General features: G+C 72.3%; 19 protein-coding genes. 4 read left to right on the forward strand and 15 right to left on the reverse strand.

What is annotated here, in order from left to right:
- Window positions 1–81: 81 nt before the first annotated feature.
- From BMW78_RS13615 to pyrR, 13 genes are all read right to left on the reverse strand, one after another.
- Window positions 82–1362, reverse strand: coding sequence for a bifunctional phosphopantothenoylcysteine decarboxylase/phosphopantothenate synthase (locus BMW78_RS13615; protein ID WP_091760763.1), 1281 nt, complete (start codon window positions 1360–1362; stop codon window positions 82–84).
- A 35-nt stretch (window positions 1363–1397) separates the two neighbouring features.
- Window positions 1398–1661 (reverse strand): DNA-directed RNA polymerase subunit omega, encoded by a 264-nt coding sequence (gene rpoZ, locus BMW78_RS13620; protein ID WP_091760766.1) that lies wholly within the window; start codon window positions 1659–1661, stop codon window positions 1398–1400.
- 65 nt (window positions 1662–1726) lie between these two features.
- Entirely contained in the window at window positions 1727–2287 is a 561-nt protein-coding gene (gene gmk, locus BMW78_RS13625; RefSeq protein ID WP_091760771.1) for a guanylate kinase, read from the reverse strand.
- Window positions 2284–2601: an integration host factor, actinobacterial type gene (gene mihF, locus BMW78_RS13630; protein ID WP_091760775.1), complete on the reverse strand. Its 318-nt coding sequence runs from the start codon at window positions 2599–2601 to the stop codon at window positions 2284–2286. Before mihF ends, gmk begins: the two co-directional genes overlap by 4 nt.
- Before the next feature lie 159 nt (window positions 2602–2760).
- Entirely contained in the window at window positions 2761–3636 is an 876-nt protein-coding gene (pyrF, locus tag BMW78_RS13635; RefSeq protein WP_091760778.1) for an orotidine-5'-phosphate decarboxylase, read from the reverse strand.
- A gap of 1 nt (window position 3637) precedes the next feature.
- Entirely contained in the window at window positions 3638–4720 is a 1083-nt protein-coding gene (locus BMW78_RS13640) for a dihydroorotate dehydrogenase (protein ID WP_425439057.1), read from the reverse strand.
- A complete protein-coding gene (locus BMW78_RS13645) occupies window positions 4720–5616 on the reverse strand; it encodes a dihydroorotate dehydrogenase electron transfer subunit (RefSeq protein ID WP_091760781.1) in 897 nt (298 codons plus the stop codon). Before BMW78_RS13645 ends, BMW78_RS13640 begins: the two co-directional genes overlap by 1 nt.
- Window positions 5613–8945, reverse strand: coding sequence for a carbamoyl-phosphate synthase large subunit (gene carB, locus BMW78_RS13650; protein WP_091760785.1), 3333 nt, complete (start codon window positions 8943–8945; stop codon window positions 5613–5615). The genes BMW78_RS13645 and carB overlap by 4 nt, the downstream gene beginning before the upstream one ends.
- Complete coding sequence (carA, locus tag BMW78_RS13655) at window positions 8945–10126, reverse strand: glutamine-hydrolyzing carbamoyl-phosphate synthase small subunit (RefSeq protein ID WP_218144361.1); 1182 nt, start codon at window positions 10124–10126, stop codon at window positions 8945–8947. Before carA ends, carB begins: the two co-directional genes overlap by 1 nt.
- Window positions 10127–10170: 44 nt before the next feature.
- Window positions 10171–10764, reverse strand: coding sequence for a PH-like domain-containing protein (locus BMW78_RS13660; RefSeq protein ID WP_091760791.1), 594 nt, complete (start codon window positions 10762–10764; stop codon window positions 10171–10173).
- The gene (locus BMW78_RS13665; protein ID WP_091760795.1) at window positions 10761–12050 is read right to left on the reverse strand and encodes a dihydroorotase; all 1290 of its coding nucleotides are present in this window, start codon (window positions 12048–12050) and stop codon (window positions 10761–10763) included. The genes BMW78_RS13660 and BMW78_RS13665 overlap by 4 nt, the downstream gene beginning before the upstream one ends.
- Window positions 12047–13036 carry an aspartate carbamoyltransferase catalytic subunit gene (locus BMW78_RS13670; protein ID WP_091760798.1) on the reverse strand — a complete coding sequence of 330 codons (990 nt, stop codon included), beginning with the start codon at window positions 13034–13036 and terminating at the stop codon, window positions 12047–12049. Before BMW78_RS13670 ends, BMW78_RS13665 begins: the two co-directional genes overlap by 4 nt.
- On the reverse strand, window positions 13033–13704 hold the full coding sequence (pyrR, locus tag BMW78_RS13675) for a bifunctional pyr operon transcriptional regulator/uracil phosphoribosyltransferase PyrR (protein WP_425439061.1): 672 nt from the start codon (window positions 13702–13704) through the stop codon (window positions 13033–13035). The genes BMW78_RS13670 and pyrR overlap by 4 nt, the downstream gene beginning before the upstream one ends.
- Window positions 13705–14006: 302 nt before the next feature.
- Between pyrR and BMW78_RS13685 the strand changes: the two genes are divergently transcribed.
- Window positions 14007–15179: a 5-methyltetrahydropteroyltriglutamate--homocysteine S-methyltransferase gene (locus tag BMW78_RS13685; RefSeq protein WP_091760807.1), complete on the forward strand. Its 1173-nt coding sequence runs from the start codon at window positions 14007–14009 to the stop codon at window positions 15177–15179.
- Entirely contained in the window at window positions 15179–16063 is an 885-nt protein-coding gene (locus tag BMW78_RS13690; RefSeq protein WP_091760810.1) for an NAD(P)-dependent oxidoreductase, read from the forward strand. Before BMW78_RS13685 ends, BMW78_RS13690 begins: the two co-directional genes overlap by 1 nt.
- On the opposite strand, the gene nusB is transcribed toward BMW78_RS13690, so the two are convergent.
- Both nusB and efp read right to left on the reverse strand, forming a co-directional pair.
- Entirely contained in the window at window positions 16044–16457 is a 414-nt protein-coding gene (gene nusB, locus BMW78_RS13695) for a transcription antitermination factor NusB (RefSeq protein WP_091760813.1), read from the reverse strand. The two genes, BMW78_RS13690 and nusB, sit on opposite strands and share 20 nt — an antisense overlap.
- A 1-nt stretch (window position 16458) precedes the next feature.
- A complete protein-coding gene (efp, locus tag BMW78_RS13700) occupies window positions 16459–17019 on the reverse strand; it encodes an elongation factor P (RefSeq protein ID WP_091760823.1) in 561 nt (186 codons plus the stop codon).
- 334 nt (window positions 17020–17353) lie between these two features.
- Here efp and BMW78_RS13705 point away from each other — a divergent pair, with 334 nt between their 5' ends.
- Both BMW78_RS13705 and BMW78_RS13710 read left to right on the forward strand, forming a co-directional pair.
- Window positions 17354–17911: a hypothetical protein gene (locus BMW78_RS13705; RefSeq protein ID WP_091760825.1), complete on the forward strand. Its 558-nt coding sequence runs from the start codon at window positions 17354–17356 to the stop codon at window positions 17909–17911.
- A 9-nt stretch (window positions 17912–17920) separates the two neighbouring features.
- Window positions 17921–19693 (forward strand): DUF4012 domain-containing protein, encoded by a 1773-nt coding sequence (locus BMW78_RS13710; RefSeq protein ID WP_091760828.1) that lies wholly within the window; start codon window positions 17921–17923, stop codon window positions 19691–19693.
- Window positions 19694–19795 lie beyond the last annotated feature (102 nt).

A 19795-nucleotide genomic window follows, 5' to 3' on the forward strand; every position in this document is an offset into this window, starting at 1 on the left:
GGCATCTCCTTCGTGGCAGCGGCTGCTGGCTTCACCGGCGCAGGCGTGGCCCACGCAGGCTGCGGGCGAGTCTAGCCGTGCCTACAGGATCTGCTGAACGGCGTCCCACACCGCGGCGGCGACGTCCTCCTTGGAGGCGGGCCCGGCGTCGACGACGTGCGAGGACCCCTGGCGCAGGATGTGCACCGTGTTCTCGTCCTGGCCGAAGGTCTTGGTCTCGCCGACCTCGTTCACCACGAGGAGGTCGCAGCCCTTGCGGGCCAGCTTGGTGCGACCGTGGTCGAGCACGGACCCGGTCTCGTCGCCGGTCTCGGCGGCGAACCCCACGATCACCGGGGAGGCCTCGTCGCCACGGGCGGCGACCAGCTCGGCGAGGATGTCGGGGTTGCGGACCAGCTCGATGGTCGGCGCCTCGTCGGGCGCGGTCACGTCGTGCGTCTTCTTGATCTTGCTGGCGGCGTAGGCCTTGGGCCGGAAGTCGGCGACGGCCGCAGCCATGACGACGACGTCGGCGTCCGCTGCGGCCTTCTCGACCGCCAGCTGGAGCTCCAGCGCCGTCTGCACCCGCACCACGGTTACTCCCTCCGGGGCCGTCAGCGCCGTGTTGGCCGCGACCAGCGTCACGTCCGCGCCCCGCCGGGCGGCCACCGTGGCCAGGGCGTAGCCCTGCTTGCCGGACGACCGGTTGCCGAGGAACCGCACCGGGTCCAGCGGCTCGCGCGTGCCGCCGGCCGAGACGACGACGCGGCGGCCGGCGAGCGGCTGCGCCGCTGCCGCCCCAGCCTGGTCGGCTATGCCGCCGGGCTCGGTGCCCCGCCCACCGGGCGGGAAGTGGCGGTGCGCCAGCATGCGCTCGCACACGGCATACAGTTCCTCCGGCTCCGGGAGGCGGCCAGAGCCGGTGTCGGCGCCGGTGAGGCGCCCGGAGGCCGGCGGGATCACGTGCACCCCGCGCTCGGTGAGGGTGGCGACGTTGGCCTGCGTGGCGGCGTGCTCCCACATCTCGGTGTGCATCGCAGGTGCCAGCACCACCGGGCAGCGGGCGGTCAGCAGCGTGGTGGTGAGCAGGTCGTCGGCCATGCCGGCCGCGGCCTTCGCCAGCAGGTCGGCCGTCGCAGGCGCCACGACGACGAGGTCAGCACCCTGGCCGAGGCGGACGTGCGGCACCTCGTGCACCGACGTCCAGACGTCGGTCTGCACCGGCTTGCCCGACAGCGCCGCCCAGGTGGGCGCGCCGACGAACTTCAGGGCCGACGCGGTCGGCACGACGGTGACGTCGTGCCCGGACTCGGTGAACAGGCGCAGCAGGGAGCAGGCCTTGTAGGCGGCGATGCCCCCACTGACCCCCAGGATGACGCGCACGTCGCTGTGCTCTCAGCCCCCGCAGTCCTGCCGGGTCAGCTCTCGATGGGCTCGGAGGTGAGCAGGCCCTCGTTGATCTCGCGCAGCGCGATGGACATCGGCTTCTCGTGCACCTGGGCGTCGACGAGCGGGCCGACGTACTCGAGCAGGCCCTCCTGGAGCTGGGAGTAGTACGCGTTGATCTGGCGGGCGCGCTTGGCCGAGTAGATGACGAGGGCGTACTTGGAGTCGGCCTTCTCCAGCAGGTCGTCGATCGGCGGGTTGGTGATGCCGATGGGGTTCGCGACGGTTCCAGACACGTGGATGCTCTCGATCTGTTAGGGGTGGGGGCTGGTGTGCCCGCGGTCGTGGTCGGTGGGGTCGCCTAGTGCGACCGCATCAATGATACGAGCTGTTCGGCCGCATGCCGAACCTCGTCGTTGACGATGGTGACGTCGAACTCCGCGGCGGCCTCCAGCTCGCGCCGCGCGGTGGCCAGCCGGGCCTCGCGCTCCTCCTCGTCCTCGGTGCCCCTGCCGACCAGGCGCCGGACCAGCTCGTCCCAGCTCGGCGGGGCGAGGAAGACGAACAGAGCCTCGGGCATGGCCTCGCGCACCTGGCGGGCGCCCTGCAGGTCGATCTCCAGCAGCGCCATGCGTCCCTGGGACAGTGCCTCCTCGACCGGCCTCCGCGGGGTGCCGTAGCTGGCGCGACCGTGCACGACCGCCCACTCGAGGAGCTCGCCGGCCTCGCGCATCCGCTCGAACTCGGCCTCGTCGACGAAGTGGTAGTGCACCCCGTCGCACTCCCCCGGCCGCGGCCGGCGGGTGGTCGCCGACACCGAGAGCCACACCTCGGGAAAGTGCTCGCGGATGTAGGCAGCGATGGTGCCCTTGCCGACGGCGGTCGGCCCGGCGAGGACGACCAGGCGGTGCGGGTGGCTCACGCCTGGTCGAAGCGGGACAGCAGGGCGGAGATCTGGTTCTGGCCCAGACCCCGCACGCGCCGGCTCTCGGAGATGCCGACCTCTTCCATGATCTGGCGGGCCCGCACCCGGCCGACGCCGGGCATCGACTCGAGCAGCGCCGAGACCTTCATCTTGCCCACGACGTCGTTGTCCTTGCCGTCGGCGATGACGTCCTTGAGGGAGCCCTGGGCGTACTTCAGCCGGTTCTTGACCGCTGCGCGCTCACGGCGGGCGACGGCGGCCTTTTCCAGGGCTGCGGCCCTCTGCTCCGGGGTCAGCGGGGGAAGGGCCACGGTGAGAACTCCTCGGTCGGGGCGGCGACAGCCGCGGGTCTTGGGCTGGCTTGCGACTCTAGCAATGCCGGGCGCCCTCGCGCCTCCCGGGGATCCGCCCCCGAGGCGGTCGACGGCCCCGCTCCGCCCCTGGGCCAACGTCGTCGGCCCGGCTCCGCCCTACGCCAGCAGCTCCCGCAGCCCCTCAGCGGACTCGAGCGCCTTGGAGCGCAGGGCGGCGACGTCGGGCCCGGCGGCCAGCACCTCGCGGCTCGAGGTCGCCAGCACGTGCGGCAGGGCCGAGCCGAAGACCCGCCGCAGGTCGTCGGCGGTGCCGCCCTGCGCGCCGATCCCGGGCGCCAGGAGGGGCGCGTTCGCGGAGGCGAGGTCGAGCTCCAGGTGCTCGACCGCGGAGCCCGTCGTGGCACCCACGACCATGCCGACGCTCCCGAGCTGGCCCTTGCGAGCCGCCTTCCGGTTGTCCTCGCGGACCGCGTTGACGATGCCGCCGGCCACCGAGGCTCCCGGGCCCCCGGCGTGCTGCACCGAGGCGCCCTCGGGGTTCGAGGTCAGGGCCAGGACGAAGACACCGCGACCGGTGCCGAGCGCCGTGTCGATGGCGGGTCGCAGCGAGCCGTAGCCGAGGTAGGGGCTGAGCGTGACCGCGTCGGCGCGCAGGGGCGCGTGGTCGGAGAGGTACGCCACGGCATACGCCGCCATGGTCGAACCGATGTCACCCCGCTTGGCGTCGAGGACCGTCAGGGTCCCGGCCTCCCGCAGGGCGCCAAGGGCCTTCTCCAGCACTGCGATGCCTGCGGATCCGAACTGCTCGTAGAACGCCGACTGCGGCTTCACCGCGGCCACGGTGCCGGCGAAGGCCTCGACGCAGCTCATGGTGAAGCGCTCCAGGCCCTCCGGCGTGTGCGGCAGGTCCCACTGGTCGAACAGGCCCGGGTGCGGGTCGATGCCCACGCACAGCGGCCCGTGCGCCTCCATGGCCGCCTGGAGCCGGGCCCCGAAACCGGGCCGCTCGATGGTCACCTCGTCGTCTGCCATGTCATCCCACCCTCTCGTGTGCGATGCCCACCACGTCGGTGAAGCGGGCAAACCCCTTGTCCTGCAACAGGTCTCGCAACTCTCGACCGACGCGCACGGGCGCGGTCGGGTCGTTGAACGTCGCGGTGCCGACCTGAACGGCGCTGGCCCCGGCGGCGACGAGCTCGAGGGCGTCGCGACCGGTGCGCACTCCCCCGACGCCGACGATCGGCACGAAGGGCAGCCGGCCCTGCAGCATCGCGGCACGCACCTGCCAGATGGCCCGCACGGCGACCGGCCGCACGGCGGGGCCGGACAGCCCACCGGTGACGCCGCCGAGCTGCGGGCGGAGCAGGTCGGTGTCGATGACCATGCCGAGCAGGGTGTTGATCATGGTGAGCCCGTCGGCGCCGGCCTTCACGGCTGCCTGCGCGATGGTCACGATGTCGGTGACGTCGGGCGTGAGCTTGGCGAAGATGGGGATGTCGCGCGGCAGCTGCTCGCGGACCAGGGCGACGACCTTGGCAGAGGCGTGCGGGTCGCAGGCGAACACGAGGCCACGGTTGGCGACGTTGGGGCAGGAGATGTTGACCTCGACGCCGACCACGGCGTCGAACGCCTCGCTGGCCCGCAGGATGGCCGCCACGTCGGCGAACTCGCCGCTGGTGGAGCCCGCGATGGACACCATCGCCCGCGCGCCGGCCTGCTTCAGCCACGGCAGGTCGTTCTCGACGAAGGCGCGGATGCCGGGCCCCTGCAGGCCGATCGAGTTGAGCATCCCCGACGGCGTCTCGGCCATGCGGGGCGTTCCGCGCCCGGAGCGCGGCTCGGCCATCACCGACTTGGTGACGAAGGCCCCGAGCTCGGTCACGTCGAAGAAGCGGTGCAGCTCCTTGCCGTTCGCGGCACACCCCGACGCGGTCATCATCGGGCTGGGCAGCACCGCCCCGGCGAGGTCGACCGACATGTCGACCGCAGGCGCCGGCTCGGCGCCCCGCACCGCCGCGTCGTCGGCAGCGTCGGCCACCGAGTGCCCGTGCCGCACCGTCTCCGTCTGCGACCGGCTGCCGAGGGCCGTCAGCCGGGTGCTCCCGAAGACACCCATCAGTGACCACCCTCCTTCGGCGCGCCGAGCGCGTCGGCCGGCACCGTGCAGTACCCGTTCTCGAAGGACTCCCACCGGACCCGGTCACCGCGGAAGATCGGGCCCTCGACGCACGAGCGAACCATGCGCGTCACTCCGTCGTTGCCGCGCACCGGCATCACGCAGGTCATGCACACCCCCACGCCGCAGGCCATCGACTCCTCGACCGCCACCTGGGCGACGGCCCCCTCTGCGGTGGCCACCTCGGTGACGGAGCGCAGCATCCCCATGGGGCCGCAGGCGTAGACGACGCCGGCGCCGGTGCTGCGGATGAGCTCGGGCAGCACGTCGGAGACCCAGCCGCGGTGCCCGAGGGAACCGTCGTCGGTGGTGACGGTGACGCCGTCGGCGCAGCGCCGGGCCTCGACGACCCCGAAGAGCCGCGACTCGGTGGCGGCGCCGAGCACCATCTCGACCCGGCAGCCGCGCTCGCGCAGCGTCTCGGCGAGCCAGAACAGCGGTGCGCTGCCGTAGCCGCCGCCGACGAGGATCGTGGGCACCGGCTCCTTGGGCAGCGGGAACGGTCGGCCGAGCGGGCCGACGATGTCGACCTCGTCGTGCGCCCGCAGGTCGGTCAGCCACTGCGTGCCCGGGCCGTGCGCGGCCACCACGACGTCGACCGTGCCGCCGTAGGTGCCCGAGGGGCTGACCCGGTGGATGGAGAAGCAGCGGCGCAGCAGGTTGGCCGAGGTGGGGCCGCCGACGGCCACGGCGACGAACTGTCCGGGGCGGGCGTGCTCGGCCAGGCCCGGTGCCACGAACGTGAGGTGGTGGTAGGCACCCACCCGACGCGTGGCGATGAGCTCGCCGGTGACCTGGACGACCCCTGCGCCGGGCCGTGCCGCCGTCGTGCTCACGCCGGCACCCCCTGGCCGTAGAGGTCGAGGTCACGCGCGTGCTCCTGCAGCGGCTTGACCCGCAGCTCACCCTTCATCTGGGCCTCGATGCCCTGCACCGCCGCAGCGAGCTCCTGCACGGTGGTGATGATCGGCTTGTCCATCGACGTCGTGGCCGCCCGGATGGCGTAGCCGTCGGCCCGCGCGTTCGGGCCCGACGGCGTGTTGACCACCATGGCCACGTCACCGCCGAGGATGAGGTCGACGATGGTGGGCTCGTGCCCGCCGTCGGCGGGGGCCGCCTGGGGCACGCCGCGCTGGCTGACCTTGCGCACCACCTCGGCCGTGATCCCGTTGCGGCGCAGCACCTCTGCGGTGCCCGCCGTCGCCATGAGGTGGAAACCGAGGTCGGCGAGCCGCTTCACCGGGAAGATCATCGCCCGCTTGTCGCGGTTGGCGACCGAGACGAAGACCGTGCCCCGCGTCGGCAGGCCGCCGAACGAGGCGAGCTGGCTCTTGGCGAAGGCCGACCCGAAGTCCTCGTCGATGCCCATGACCTCGCCGGTCGAGCGCATCTCGGGGCCGAGCAGGCTGTCGACGACGAGGCCCTCCTTGGTGCGGAACCGCTTGAACGGCAGGACCGCCTCCTTGATGGCCACCGGGGCGTGGCTCGGGATGCGCCCGCCGTCGGCGTGCGGGGGCAGCAGGCCCTCCTCGCGCAGCTCGCGCACCGTCGCGCCGAGCATGACCCGGGCGGCGGCCTTGGCGATCGGCACGCCGGTGGCCTTCGCCACGAACGGCACGGTCCGCGACGCACGCGGGTTGGCCTCCAGCACGTAGAGGACGTCCTGGGCCAGGGCGAACTGGACGTTCATGAGGCCGCGGACGCCGATGCCCTGCGCCAGCTTCAGCGTGGCCTCCCGGACCCGCTCGAGCTCCTCGTCGCCGAGGGTGACCGGCGGCAGGGTGCAGGCCGAGTCGCCGGAGTGGATGCCGGCCTCCTCGATGTGCTCCATGATCCCGCCGAGGTACATCTCCTCGCCGTCGTAGAGGGCGTCGACGTCGATCTCGATGGCGTCGTCGAGGAACCGGTCGACCAGCACCGGGTGCTCCGGCGAGGCGACCGTGGCCCGCGTGACGTACGCCGACAGCGTCTCGTCGTCGTAGACGATCTCCATGCCGCGGCCGCCGAGCACGTAGGAGGGGCGCACCAGGACGGGGTAGCCGATCTCGCGGGCGACCTCGACGGCCTCCTCCGCGCTGTAGGCGGTGCCGTGCTTGGGCGCCGGCAGCTTCGCCTCGTGGAGCACCCGGCCGAACGCGCCACGGTCCTCGGCGAGGTCGATCGCCTCGGGCGAGGTGCCCACGATCGGCACGCCCTCGTCCTTGAGCGCCTGCGCGAGGCCGAGCGGCGTCTGGCCCCCGAGCTGGACGACCACTCCGGCGATCGGGCCGGCCTGCTTCTCGGCGTGGTAGACCTCGAGCACGTCCTCGAGGGTGAGCGGCTCGAAGTAGAGGCGCGAGCTGGTGTCGTAGTCGGTGGAGACCGTCTCCGGGTTGCAGTTCACCATCACGGTGTCGTAGCCGGCCTCGCGCAGCGCGAACGAGGCGTGCACGCAGGAGTAGTCGAACTCGACGCCCTGACCGATCCGGTTGGGGCCGGAGCCGAGGATGAGCACGGCGGGTCGCTCCCGCGGCTCGACCTCGGTCTCCTCGTCGTAGGACGAGTAGTGGTAGGGCGTCTGGGCGGCGAACTCGGCCGCGCAGGTGTCGACCGTCTTGAAGACCGGCCGCACCCCGAGGGCGTGACGCACCCCACGGACCACGCTCTCCGGCATACCGCGCAGGGAGGCGAGCTGGGTGTCGCTGAAGCCGTGCCGCTTGGCCAGCCGCAGGAGCTCGGGCGTGAGCTGCGGCGCGGCGGCGATCTCCTGCGCCAGCTCGTTGACGAGCGCCATCTGGTCGAGGAACCACGGGTCGATGCCGGTGGCGTCGTGCACCTCCTCGACCGTCAGCCCGCCGCGCAGCGCCTGCTGCACGGTGACGATGCGGCCGTCGGTGGGGGTGCGCGCCAGGTCGAGCAGCGCGCGGGCCTCCTCCTCGGTCGGCGTGGGGCCGTCCCAGTGGAAGCTGGCGCCCTTGCGCTCGACCGAGCGCAGCGCCTTCTGCAGCGCCTCGGTGAAGTTGCGGCCGATGGCCATCGCCTCGCCGACCGACTTCATCGTCGTGGTCAGCGTCGGGTCGGCCGCCGGGAACTTCTCGAACGCGAACCGCGGCACTTTGACCACGATGTAGTCGAGGGTCGGCTCGAACGAGGCCGGGGTCTCGCGGGTGATGTCGTTGGGTACCTCGTCGAGGGTGTAGCCGATCGCCATCTTCGCGGCGATCTTGGCGATCGGGAACCCGGTCGCCTTCGACGCGAGCGCCGAGGACCGGGAGACGCGCGGGTTCATCTCGATGACGATGATCCGGCCGTCCTCGGGGTTCACCGCGAACTGGATGTTGCAGCCACCGGTGTCGACGCCGACCTCACGGATGATGGCGATGCCGATGTCGCGGAGCCGCTGGTACTCGCGGTCGGTCAGCGTCAGCGCCGGGGCGACGGTGATCGAGTCGCCGGTGTGCACGCCCATCGGGTCGAGGTTCTCGATGGAGCAGACCACCACGACGTTGTCGGCGTGGTCGCGCATGACCTCGAGCTCGTACTCCTTCCAGCCCAGGATCGACTCCTCGAGGAGCACCTCGGTCACCGGCGAGTACTGCAGGCCCGCGCCGGCGATGCGCCGCAGGTCCTCCTCGTCGTAGGCGAAGCCGGAGCCCAGGCCACCCATGGTGAACGACGGGCGCACGACGACGGGGTAGCTGAGCTCCTCGGCCGCGGCCACGCACTCGTCCATGGTGTGGCAGATGAGCGACCGCGCCGACTCGGCGCCGCAGCGCTCGACGACGCCCTTGAACTTCTCGCGGTCCTCACCGAGCTGGATCGCCTCGACGTTGGCGCCGATGAGGTGGCAGTTGTACTTCTCCAGAACACCGTTCTCGTGCAACGCGATCGCGGTGTTGAGCGCGGTCTGTCCACCGAGGGTGGCGAGGACGGCATCGGGACGCTCGCGGGCGATGATCGCCTCCACCACGTCGGGGGTGATCGGCTCGACGTAGGTGGCGTCGGCGAACTCGGGGTCGGTCATGATCGTCGCCGGGTTGGAGTTCACCAGCACGACGCGGATGCCCTCCTCCTTGAGCACCCGGCACGCCTGGGTGCCGGAGTAGTCGAACTCGCAGGCCTGACCGATGACGATCGGGCCGGAGCCGATGACGAGGACGGACTCGATGTCGGGGCGGCGGGGCATCAGGCGCGTCCTTCCGTGTCGGCGCCGGCGGCGCGCGTCGTCATGAGGTCGATGAAGCGGTCGAAGAGGTAGGCGGCGTCGTGCGGGCCGGCCGCGGCCTCGGGGTGGTACTGGACCGAGTAGGCAGGCAGGTCAAGGCATTCCAGCCCCTCGACGACGTCGTCGTTGAGGCACACGTGGGAGACCCGCACCCGCCCGTATGCCGTGCCGCTGGCGGCGTCGCTCGGCGCCGGCACCGGTCCGTCGAGGGGTGCGTCCACGGCGAAGCCGTGGTTGTGGGCGGTGACCTCCACCTTGCCCGTGGCCTTGTCCATCACCGGCTGGTTGATGCCGCGGTGGCCGTACTTGAGCTTGTACGTGCCGAACCCGAGCGCCCGGCCGAGCAGCTGGTTGCCGAAGCAGATCCCGAAGAACGGCAGGCGGGCGGCCAGCACCTCGCGCAGGACGCCGATCTCGTGCTCCGTGGCCGCCGGGTCTCCGGGGCCGTTGGAGAAGAACACCCCGTCGGGGTGCACGGCCTGGATGTCGGCGAAGGTGGCGGTGCAGGGCAGCACGTGCACCTCGATGCCCCGCTCGGCCATCAGGTGCGGCGTCATCGCCTTGATGCCGAGGTCGAGCGCGGCGACGGTGAACCGCTTCTCCCCCACCGCCGGCACGACGTACGGCTCGGCGGTGGTCACCTCGGCGGCCAGGGCGGCGCCGCTCATCGCGGGCGCCTGCTGCACGGTGGCCAGCAGCTCGGCGTCCGAGTGGGCGGCCTGCTCACCGGAGAAGATGCCGACGCGCATGGCGCCGCGCTCGCGCAGGTGCCGGGTCAGGGCCCGGGTGTCGATCCCGCAGATGCCCACGACGCCCTGCTCGCGCAGCTCGTCCTCCAGGGTGCGGCGCGACCGCCAGTTCGACGGTCGCAGGGCGGGGTCGCGCACGACGTAGCCGGCCACCCAGATGCGCCTCGACTCGCCGTCCTCGTCGTTGACGCCGGTGTTGCCGACGTGCGGCGCGGTCATGACCACGACCTGCCGGTGGTAGCTCGGGTCGGTGAGGGTCTCCTGGTAACCGGTCATGCCGGTCGAGAAGACCGCCTCGCCGACCGTCTCCCCCACGGCGCCGTAGGCCTCACCGCGGAACGTGCGGCCGTCCTCGAGGACGAGGACGGCCGGCTCGCGGACCTGGCCGGTGATGCGGCTCGGGGTGGTGCTGGTGGCGGTGCTGGCTGCCGTGACGGTCACGTGCGGGGGTCCCCTTCCGGGTTCTGGACGTCGGTGGACTGCGCCGACTCGTCGGCGGTGATGCTGCTGCCGGCCTGGTGCCACCACAGCGCCGACTCGAGCCGTTCGAGGTCGGCGCGGTGACGCGGGAGGAAGCCGGTCTCGTAGATGGCCTCGTCGTCCGCCTTCCAGCGCACGACGAGCAGCCGGTTGGCGCCGACGAACTTGCCGGCCATGCCGCGGTCGCGTCGCACGTCGACCAGACGGCTGCGCGGGATGACGACGTCGGACTCGCCCTGCCGCTCGAAGCGGATGAGCTCGTCGGGTGAGCCGCGGCGGATGGCCACGGTCGCCCTGGCCCGGTTCCCCAGGCCCTCGACCGCGACCCGTTCGAGCCGTGAGGCGGCGGTGGTGGTGCTGACGTAGGTGCCCTCTGCGCGGACGACGCTGCCGGGCACCTCGTCGGCCCCGTCGGTGCCCGTGCGGGGTGCGGCGACCGCCACCGCGGCGGAGGTGTTGCGGCGGCGCTTGCGCAGCCACGCGGCATACAGCAGGGCGTAGATGAGGCCGAGCGCGATGAGCATCACGCCGACGGCCTGGGGTCGGCTCATGCCAGTGCTCCCTTCCGGGCGGTGACCGTGCCGCGCAGCACGGTGGCCTCCACCGCACCCTGCAGGGAGCGGCCGTGCCACGGGTTGTTGCGGGAGAGGGACAGCGAGGCCGACCGGTCGACGGTCACGCGGGCGTCCGGGTCGACCAGCGTCAGGTTGGCCGGTGAGCCGACCGTGAGCGGTCGGCCGTGCCCCTCGAGGCCCGCGATCCGCGCGGGGTTGGAGGACATCACGCGGGCCACGCCCGCCCAGTCGAGCAGGCCGGTGCGCACCATGGTGTCGCTGACAACGGAGAGGGCCGTCTCGAGGCCGAGCATGCCGAAGGCTGCGTCGACGAAGGCGTGCTCCTTGTCGTGCCGGGCATGCGGTGCGTGGTCCGTGGCCACGGCGTCGATGGTGCCGTCCGCGAGCGCGGCGCGCAGCGCGTCGACGTCCTCCTGCGGGCGCAGCGGCGGGTTGACCTTGAAGGTGGGGTCGTAGCCGGCCAGCAGGTCGGTGGTGAGGACCAGGTGGTGCGGGGTCACCTCGGCGGTCACGTCGATGCCCTGCGCCTTGGCCCAGCGGACCACCTCCACCGAGCCGGCGGTGGAGACGTGGGCGACGTGCACGCGGCTGCCGGTGTGGCGGGCGAGCATGACGTCGCGGGCGACGATGGTCTCCTCGGCGATGCCGGGCCATCCCGGCAGGCCCAGCCGGCCGGACAGCTCACCCTCGTGGCAGCAGGCGCTCGAGCCCGCGAGGTGCGGGTCCTGGGCGTGCTGCGAGACGACGCCGCGGAACGCGCGGACGTACTCCAGCGCGCGGCGCATCACCCGCGCGTCGTGGACGCACTTCCCATCGTCGGAGAAGACCTTCACCCGGGCGCGGCTGCGGTGCATGAGGCCCAGCTCGGCGAGCTCCTCGCCCGCCAGGCCCTTGGTGACCGCGCCGACCGGCTGCACGTCGACCAGCCCGGCAGCGCGTCCGAGGTCGAGCACACGCTCGGCCGCCTCGGCCGTGTCGGTGACCGGGTTGGTGTTGGCCATCGCCAGCACGGCGGTGAAGCCGCCCACGGCCGCTGCGGCCGACCCCGAGGCGATGGTCTCGGCGTCCTCGCGACCCGGCTCGCGCAGGTGGGTGTGCAGGTCGACCAGGCCGGGCAGGGCGACCAGCCCGTCGGCCTCGAGGACCTCGGCGCCGCCGGCCGAGCCGATGGACCCGACCCGGGTGATGACACCGTCCTCGACCAGCAGGTCCTGGGCGCCCGAGCCGGCGAGGTCGGCCCCCGTGATCAGAAGCGTGCTCACTGCTGGCCTTCCTCTCCGGCAAGGAGGTGGTAGAGGACCGACATCCGCACCGCCACTCCCGCCGACACCTGGTCGAGGATGAGCGACTGCGCCCCGTCGGCCGCGTCGGCGGCGATCTCCAGCCCGCGGTTCATCGGCCCCGGGTGGCAGATCACGGCGTCGGGGTTGGCCGCCATGAGGGCGTTCAGCCGGTCGCGCGTGAGGCCGTAGCCGACGGTGTACTCGCGCGCGGTCGGGAAGAAGCCGCCGCTCATCCGTTCGCGCTGCACGCGCAGCATCATCACCGCGTCGGCGGTGGGCAGCACGGCGTCGAGGTCGTTCGACAGCTCGAAGCCGTCGGCGGCCGCCCAGCTGCCGATGCCGGCCGGCATCAGGGTGGGCGGGGCGACGAGCGTGACCCGCGCGCCGAGGGTGCGCAGGCAGAGCAGGTTGGAGCGCACCACCCTCGAGTGGGTCAGGTCGCCGACGATCGCGACGTGCCGGCCCTCCAGGCTGCCGAGCCGGCGCTCCATCGTGTAGGCGTCGAGCAGGGCCTGGGTGGGGTGCTCGTGCGTGCCGTCACCGGCGTTGATGACGTGGGCGTCGACCCACTGGCTGACCTGGTGCGCGGCCCCGGAGGCGCTGTGCCGGATGACGAGCGCGTCCACGCCCATCGCCGCCACCGTCAGCACCGTGTCGCGCAGCGACTCGCCCTTGGAGGTCGAGGAGCCCTTGCCCGAGATGTTGATGACGTCGGCCGAGAGCCACTTGCCGGCCAGCTCGAAGGAGCTGCGGGTGCGGGTCGAGTCCTCGAAGAACAGGTTGACGACGGTCCGGCCGCGCAGCGTCGGCAGCTTCTTGACCTCGCGCTGCTGCACGCCGTGCATCTCCGCGGCGGTGTCGAGGATGGTGCGGATCTGCGCGTGGTCGAGGTCGGCGACCGACAGCAGGTGGCGTCGCCCACTCCTGGTGGACGCGGCGGCTGCGGTGTCGAGCGTGGTGGTCATCGGGGCTCCCCTCCGGCGATGCGCACCTCGTCGGCGACGCCGTCGTGCTCCTCGAGGCGCACCTGCACGCGCTCGGAGCTCGAGGTGGGCAGGTTCTTGCCGACGTGGTCGGCGCGGATGGGCAGGTCGCGGTGGCCGCGGTCGACCAGCACGGCCAGCCGCACGGCACGCGGCCGCCCGAGGTCGGACAGGGCATCGAGGGCGGCGCGCACCGTGCGACCCGAGTACAGGACGTCGTCGACGAGCACGACGACCCGCTCGTCGATCCCGGTGGCCGGGATGTCGGTGTGCATGGGCGAGCGGGTCGGCTGCCGGCGCAGGTCGTCGCGGTGCATGGTGACGTCGAGGGCGCCGACCGGCACCGGCCGTCCCTCGACCTCCTCCATGACGGCGACCAGGCGCTTGGCGAGGGCCACGCCTCGTGTCGGGATGCCGAGCACGACGAGGTCGTCGGCGCCCTTGTTGCGCTCGAGGATCTCGTGCGCGATACGGCGCAGGGCCCGGGAGACATCGGCGGAGCTCATCACCGCGCGGGCGGGAGCGCCGGCAGGGACCGTGCTGGCAGAGGCCGGGCCGTCGGTGGAGGTGGGGGCGCCGGTGGGGCTGGTCGGAAGAGGACCGCCGCCGGACGAGGCGCCGTCGGGCACACCAGAGTCAGGACGCATCAGCGTCAGGACCTCCTTCCCTGCCTCACGGGACAGGTCGTTAAAGGATGTCGAACGGCGCCCACTCTAGCCCCTGCCCGGCACCACCGGCACACTGCCCCACCTCCTGAGACGCCCGCCGTGTGGTGTCGCTCAGCGTGGTGTCACTCAGCGTGGTGTCACTCAGCGTGGTGTCACTCAGCGTGGTGTCACTCAGCGTGGCGACGCGCAGCGTTGGCTCGCTCCACGCTGCGCGTCGCGGCCTGCTGGAGTAGGAAGGAGGGGCCGACGTCGGACCATCCCCCAGCCCGCCTCGAGGAGGCAGCATGACCAGCAGCACCGGGAGCCCCACCAGCACGGGCGGCGCCGCCGCGTGGCGCGACCAGCCGCCGTTCCGCGCCGACCACGTCGGCAGCCTGCTGCGGCCGAAGGAGCTGCTGCGGGCACGCGCCGAGCACGCCGAGGGACGCCTGGACGACGATGCGCTGAGGGCCGCCGAGGACACCGCGGTCGACCACGCCGTCGCCCTCCAGCAGGAGGTGGGGCTGCAGACGGCCAGCGACGGGGAGTACCGCCGGACCTCGTGGCACATGGACTTCATCTACCAGCTCGGCGGGGTCGCCCCCACCGACGAGAAGCTGCAGGTGCACTTCCACAACCCCCAGGGCGACCTCGACTTCGAGTCGGCCGCCCTCGCGGTGCACGAGCGGGTCAGGCTCGGGCACACCATCTTCGGCGACGCCTTCACGTACCTGCGCGACCGGGTCCGCGACAGCGCACCCGGGCTGACGCCCAAGCTGACCATCCCCTCCCCCAACATGGTCCACTACCGCGGCGGCCGGGCCGCCATCGACCAACGGGTCTACCCCGACCTCGAGGAGTTCTGGGCCGACCTGACGGCCGCGTATGCCGAGCAGGTGCGCCGGGTGGCCGACCTCGGCTGCACGTACCTGCAGCTCGACGACACCAGCCTCGCTTACCTCAACGACCCCGCCCAGCGTGAGCTGGTGGCTGCCCAGGGCGGCGACCCGGAGCACCAGCACGAGCAGTACATCCGCAACATCAACGCCGCCATCGCCGACCGGCCCGCGGGCCTGCGCGTGACCACCCACCTGTGCCGCGGCAACTTCCGCTCGTCGTGGGCCGCGGAGGGCGGTTACGACTTCGTCGCCGAGCGGCTGTTCTCCGACCTCGCGGTCGACGGCTTCTTCCTCGAGTTCGACGACGAGCGGTCCGGCACCTTCGAGCCCCTGCGGTTCGTGCCGCCGGGCAAGCAGGTCGTGCTCGGCCTCGTGACCACCAAGCGTCCGCAGCTCGAGGACAAGGACACCATCAAGCGACGCATCGACGAGGCGAGCCGCTACGTGCCCCTCGACCAGCTGTGCCTGTCACCGCAGTGCGGGTTCTCCTCCACCGTCGAGGGCAACGAGCTGACCGAGGAGGACGAGGTCGCCAAGCTGCGCCTCGTCGCCGAGGTCGCCAGGGAGGTGTGGGGCTGATGGGTCACACCTCGACCGTGGCGCTGCTCGGCACCGGGATCATGGGCACCGGCATGGCGCGGAGCCTGCGCCGGGCCGGGCTCGACGTGCGGGCCTGGAACCGCAACCCGGACCGGGCCCGGCCGCTGGCGGAGGACGGCGTCGTGGTGTGTGAGTCCGCCGCCGAGGCCTGCGCCGGCGCCGACGTCGTGGTCACGATGCTCTTCGATGCGGAGTCCGTCGAGCAGGTCATGACCGAGCTGCTCGAGCAGGAGCCGGACCTCGGCAGCCGCGCCGTCTGGCTGCAGACCGCCACCGTGGGTCCCGAGGGCATGGCGCGCCTGGCAGAGCTCGCCGGCCGGCACGGCATACCGGTCCTCGACGCACCGGTGCTCGGCACCAAGGCACCGGCCGAGAGCGGGTCCCTCGTGGTGGTCGTCTCCGGCGACCCGGACCTGCGCGACCGGGTCGAGCCGGTGCTCGACGCGATCAGCTCGCGCACCCTGTGGGCCGGTGAGGAGGTCGGGGTCGCCAGCCGGCTCAAGCTCGTCGTCAACGCGTGGGTGGCCTCGCTGAACGCCGCCGTGGCCCAGTCGGTCACCATGGCGCGAGCCCTCGACGTCGACCCGCGGCTCTTCCTCGACGCGATCGGCGGAGGGCCGACCGACACGCCGTACGCCCAGCTCAAGGGCGGGATGATGATCGGCGGTGAGTACCCGCCGTCCTTCCCGGTCGACAGCGTGCGCAAGGACCTCGACCTGATGGCCCTGGCCACGCAGGGCCGTGGGTACGACGCGACCCTGCTGGAGGCGCTGCGCGCGGTGTACGCGCAGGCGTCCGAGCAGGGTCACGGTGGCGACGACATGGCGGCCGTCGTGGAGGCCTTCAGGCCAGGGTCGGCTTGACCTCGGCGAGACGGGCCAGCAGGCCGTTGACGAACTTCGGCGACTCGTCGGTGCTGAGGGAGCGGGCGAGCTCGACGGCCTCGGCGATCGCCACGCCCTCAGGCACGTCCTGCGCGTAGAGCACCTCGAAGGCCCCCAGGCGCAGGATGGCCCGGTCGACGCTCGGCATCCGCTCGACCGTCCAGCCCTGGCTGTACGTCGCGAGCAGCTCGTTGATGTCGGTCCAGTGCGCCACGACGCCCTCGACCAGGTCCGCGGTGTACTGGTTCAGCGGCGCCTCGGTGACCGGCTTGGCCAGCCGCTCCGCGAGCAGGTCGCGCGCGTTGATGCCCCGCTGCTCCGCCTCGAAGAGCAGGTCGACGGCCCGCTTGCGGGCCTTCGTGCGAGCCGCCAAGTCAGTTCACGCGACCGAGGTAGGAACCGTCGCGGGTGTCGACCTTGACCTTGGTGCCGGTCTCGAGGAACAGCGGGACCTGGATCTGGGCGCCGGTCTCGAGGGTGGCCGGCTTGGTGCCGCCGGTGGAGCGGTCGCCCTGCAGGCCGGGCTCGGTGTAGGTGATCTCGAGGACGACCGAGGCGGGGAGCTCGACGTAGAGCACCGAACCCTCGTGGGTCGCGACCTGGGCGGTCTGGTTCTCGAGCAGGTAGTTGGCGGCGTCGCCGACGGTCGCCTCCGGCACGTGGATCTGGTCGTAGGTCGAACCGTCCATGAACACGAAGTCGGTGCCGTCCTTGTACAGGTACTGCATGTCGCGGCGGTCGACGGTGGCGGTGTCGACCTTGACGCCGGCGTTGAACGTCTTGTCCACGACCTTGCCCGAGAGGACGTTCTTCAGCTTGGTGCGCACGAAGGCCGGACCCTTGCCGGGCTTGACGTGCTGGAACTCCACGACAGACCACAGCTGGCCCTCGAGGTTGAGCACCATGCCGTTCTTCAGGTCGTTGGTCGATGCCACGTGTCGTCTGCTCTCTTCTCGGGTCTCCGCGCAGCGGCGGCTCGCGGGCGCGCCGAAGACACGGACAGGACGGGAAATGGGGATCGGACCGAGTCTAGCCGCCACCGCGCAGCACTCCCCAATCGCCGACGGCCGGCACCGAGCGGCAGGTGGTGCGTCGGCTGCGGAGCGCCCCGCCGCTGCCCCGCCGCTGCCCCGGCGCACCCGAATGCCATCCCTACGGAAACACGGGCATCCGAAAAGGTGCGGTTCAGGGGTGGCGCAAGCGTCCCTATGATACGTTTTGCGGCGAACGGGTCCCGTTCACCAGAGACTTTTGCAGGGGAGAACACACATGCGCGCTTTCAAGGTGGCTGCCGCCACCGTTGGCCTGTCCGCCGCTCTGACCGGCACGGCCGTCGGCCTGGCCGGCCCCGTGAACGCCGCCCCGGGTAGCGGCGGTTGCACGAACGGCAGCTACCCGCCCGCCAACTCGACCGTGGCCATGAGCCGCAGCCGGGCGTCCGTGGGCATGACGATCTCGTACCAGGCGCGCTGCTTCAAGCCGGGTGAGAAGGTCACCGCCACGGTGTTCTCGACCCCGCGGGTCGTCGGTACGCCCACCGCTGACAAGCAGGGCACCGTCTCCGGGTCCTTCACCGTCACGAGCGACCTCAAGCCGGGTCGCCACACGCTGGAGCTCGCCGCCGCGACCGGCACGCAGAGCGCCAGCTTCATCGTCGTGCCGAGCGCCGCTGCGGCCGGCACGAGCGCCAGCACGGACAACGGCTCGCTGGCCTTCACCGGCTCCGACGCCGCCAAGACCGCGGGCGCCGGGTTCGTGCTCCTGCTCGGTGGTGGCGCCCTCATCGTCGCCGCCAAGCGTCGCAAGCACGCCAACGCCGCAGCCTGACGCAGCTCCTTGCAGGGCCGTCGGCGGCGCATCCGCCTCAGTGCGTATGCCGCCGTCGCGGCCCTGCTGCTGTTTGCCCTGGCACTCGCTGTCACGGGATTCCTGACCCACCGCCACCTGCGCGACGCACAGGTGGCGGTGGGTCAGCTGCGTTCGGCCATGGTGCGCCAGGACACGCCCGCGGCCGAGGTGGACCGCCACCTGCGAACCCTGCAGCGTGAGGCCGACGCGGCCCGGTCGCTGACCGACGGCCCCCTGTGGGGTGTCCCCGCCGCAGTGCCGTGGGTCGGACGCCCGTTCGAGACGGTCCGGGGTGCGTCGGCGGCGGTGAGCCGGGTGGCCCACGACGTCCTGCCACCCGTCCAGCAGGCCAGGTCTGGCCTGGTCGGCGTCAGCCTGGCGAACCCCAAGGGCGGCGTGGACCTGCGGCCCGTCGTCGCGGCGCAGCAGCCGTTGGGCCGGGCGCACGACGCCACCGAGGCGGTGCTCGCCGACGTGCGGAGGCTTCCCACCACCGGCCTCGGCCCGGTCGACGGCGCCCGCCGTGACCTGATCACCCAGCTCGACGCGCTCGGGGGGCAGCTGTCCTCGGCCCATGACCTCGTCACGCTGCTGCCCCCGATGCTCGGCGCGCAGGAACCGCGTCGCTACCTGGTGGCCTTCCAGAACGACGCCGAGGCGCGCGGCTCCGGTGGCCTGCCGGGCGTGTACGCCGTGCTGCGCGCCGACCACGGCAGGCTCGACTTCGAGCGCTACGGCGTGAGCGGTGACTTCGCCGGCGTCGACGTTCCCCTCACCGGCCTCGGCAACGACTTCGCCCAGCTCTACCGGGGCGCCGGTCCCGGGCGGTTCTTCGGCAACGCGACCGTCAGCCCCCACTTCCCCTCCAGCGCCACGCTGCTCCTGCGCTTCTACCAGGCGAAGTACCACTCCAAGCTCGACGGGGCGCTCGCCCTGGACCCGACGGCGTTGTCGCTGATGCTCGCCGTGACCGGCCCGGCCACCATGGAGGACGGCACGCGGGTCGGTGCCGACAACGTCGTGGCGCTCACCGAGCGCGACGCCTACGAGCGGTTCCCCGACCCGGTGGTCCGCAAGCTCTACCTCATCGAGGTGGCCAGGGCGGTGGCCGACGTCATCCTCGAGCGGGGGCCGCAGAAGGGCACCGCGTTCGCCTCCGCGCTCGGCAAGGCGGTCGACGCCCGCCGGCTCCTGCTCTTCAGCACCCGCGCGGACGAGCAGTCCGTGCTGGCCGGGCGCAAGGTCGGCGGCACCCTCAGCGACACCGAGGGGCTGTTCTCCGGGGTGGTCATCAACAACGGTGGTGGCAACAAGCTCGACTACTACCTTCGGCGCCAGGTCACCTACGAACCGTCCTGCACGTCAGCCGCGGGACACGAGGCCACCGTCACGATCCGGCTCACCAACACGGCACCGAGGTCCGGGCTCAGCGACTACGTCGCCGGCCGGGCCGACCAGCCCGTCGTGCCGGTGAAGAAGGGCACCAACCGCCTCCTCGTCTCCTACTACGCGACCAAGGGCGCCGGCTTCACCGGCGCCACCCTCGACGGGAAGCCGACCCTGCTGGCCGTCGACAGCGAGCGCGGTCGCCCGGTCTTCACCTCCACGCTCGAGATCGGCCCCGGCCAGACCAGGGTCCTGAAGCTGGTGGTCGACGAGCCGGCCGGGGCGAAGGGGCCGGTGACCACCCTCGTGCAGCCCCTCGTGCTCCCCCAGCAGACCGTGGTCCGCTCCGCTTGTGCGGCCGCCGGCGCCCCCTGACCGACCGGGCTCCGGCGCCTCCGGCCGGCACCACCTGAACGGACAGGCCGGCTCAGCCGTTCGTCTGCCGGGGATCGTTTGACCCGACCGCACTCCCGGCGG

Source organism: Pedococcus cremeus (assembly GCF_900111375.1).
GTDB classification, from domain to species: domain Bacteria; phylum Actinomycetota; class Actinomycetes; order Actinomycetales; family Dermatophilaceae; genus Pedococcus_A; species Pedococcus_A cremeus.

Coding starts and splice junctions, on each gene's coding strand:
- pyrF (WP_091760778.1), bottom strand. CDS start 3,636: ATGGCAGACGACGAGGTGACCATCGAGCGGCCCGGTTTCGGGGCCCGG.
- BMW78_RS13640 (WP_425439057.1), bottom strand. CDS start 4,720: ATGGGTGTCTTCGGGAGCACCCGGCTGACGGCCCTCGGCAGCCGGTCG.
- carB (WP_091760785.1), bottom strand. CDS start 8,945: ATGCCCCGCCGCCCCGACATCGAGTCCGTCCTCGTCATCGGCTCCGGC.
- BMW78_RS13660 (WP_091760791.1), bottom strand. CDS start 10,764: ATGAGCCGACCCCAGGCCGTCGGCGTGATGCTCATCGCGCTCGGCCTC.
- BMW78_RS13670 (WP_091760798.1), bottom strand. CDS start 13,036: ATGACCACCACGCTCGACACCGCAGCCGCCGCGTCCACCAGGAGTGGG.
- BMW78_RS13685 (WP_091760807.1), top strand. CDS start 14,007: ATGACCAGCAGCACCGGGAGCCCCACCAGCACGGGCGGCGCCGCCGCG.
- BMW78_RS13690 (WP_091760810.1), top strand. CDS start 15,179: ATGGGTCACACCTCGACCGTGGCGCTGCTCGGCACCGGGATCATGGGC.
- BMW78_RS13705 (WP_091760825.1), top strand. CDS start 17,354: ATGCGCGCTTTCAAGGTGGCTGCCGCCACCGTTGGCCTGTCCGCCGCT.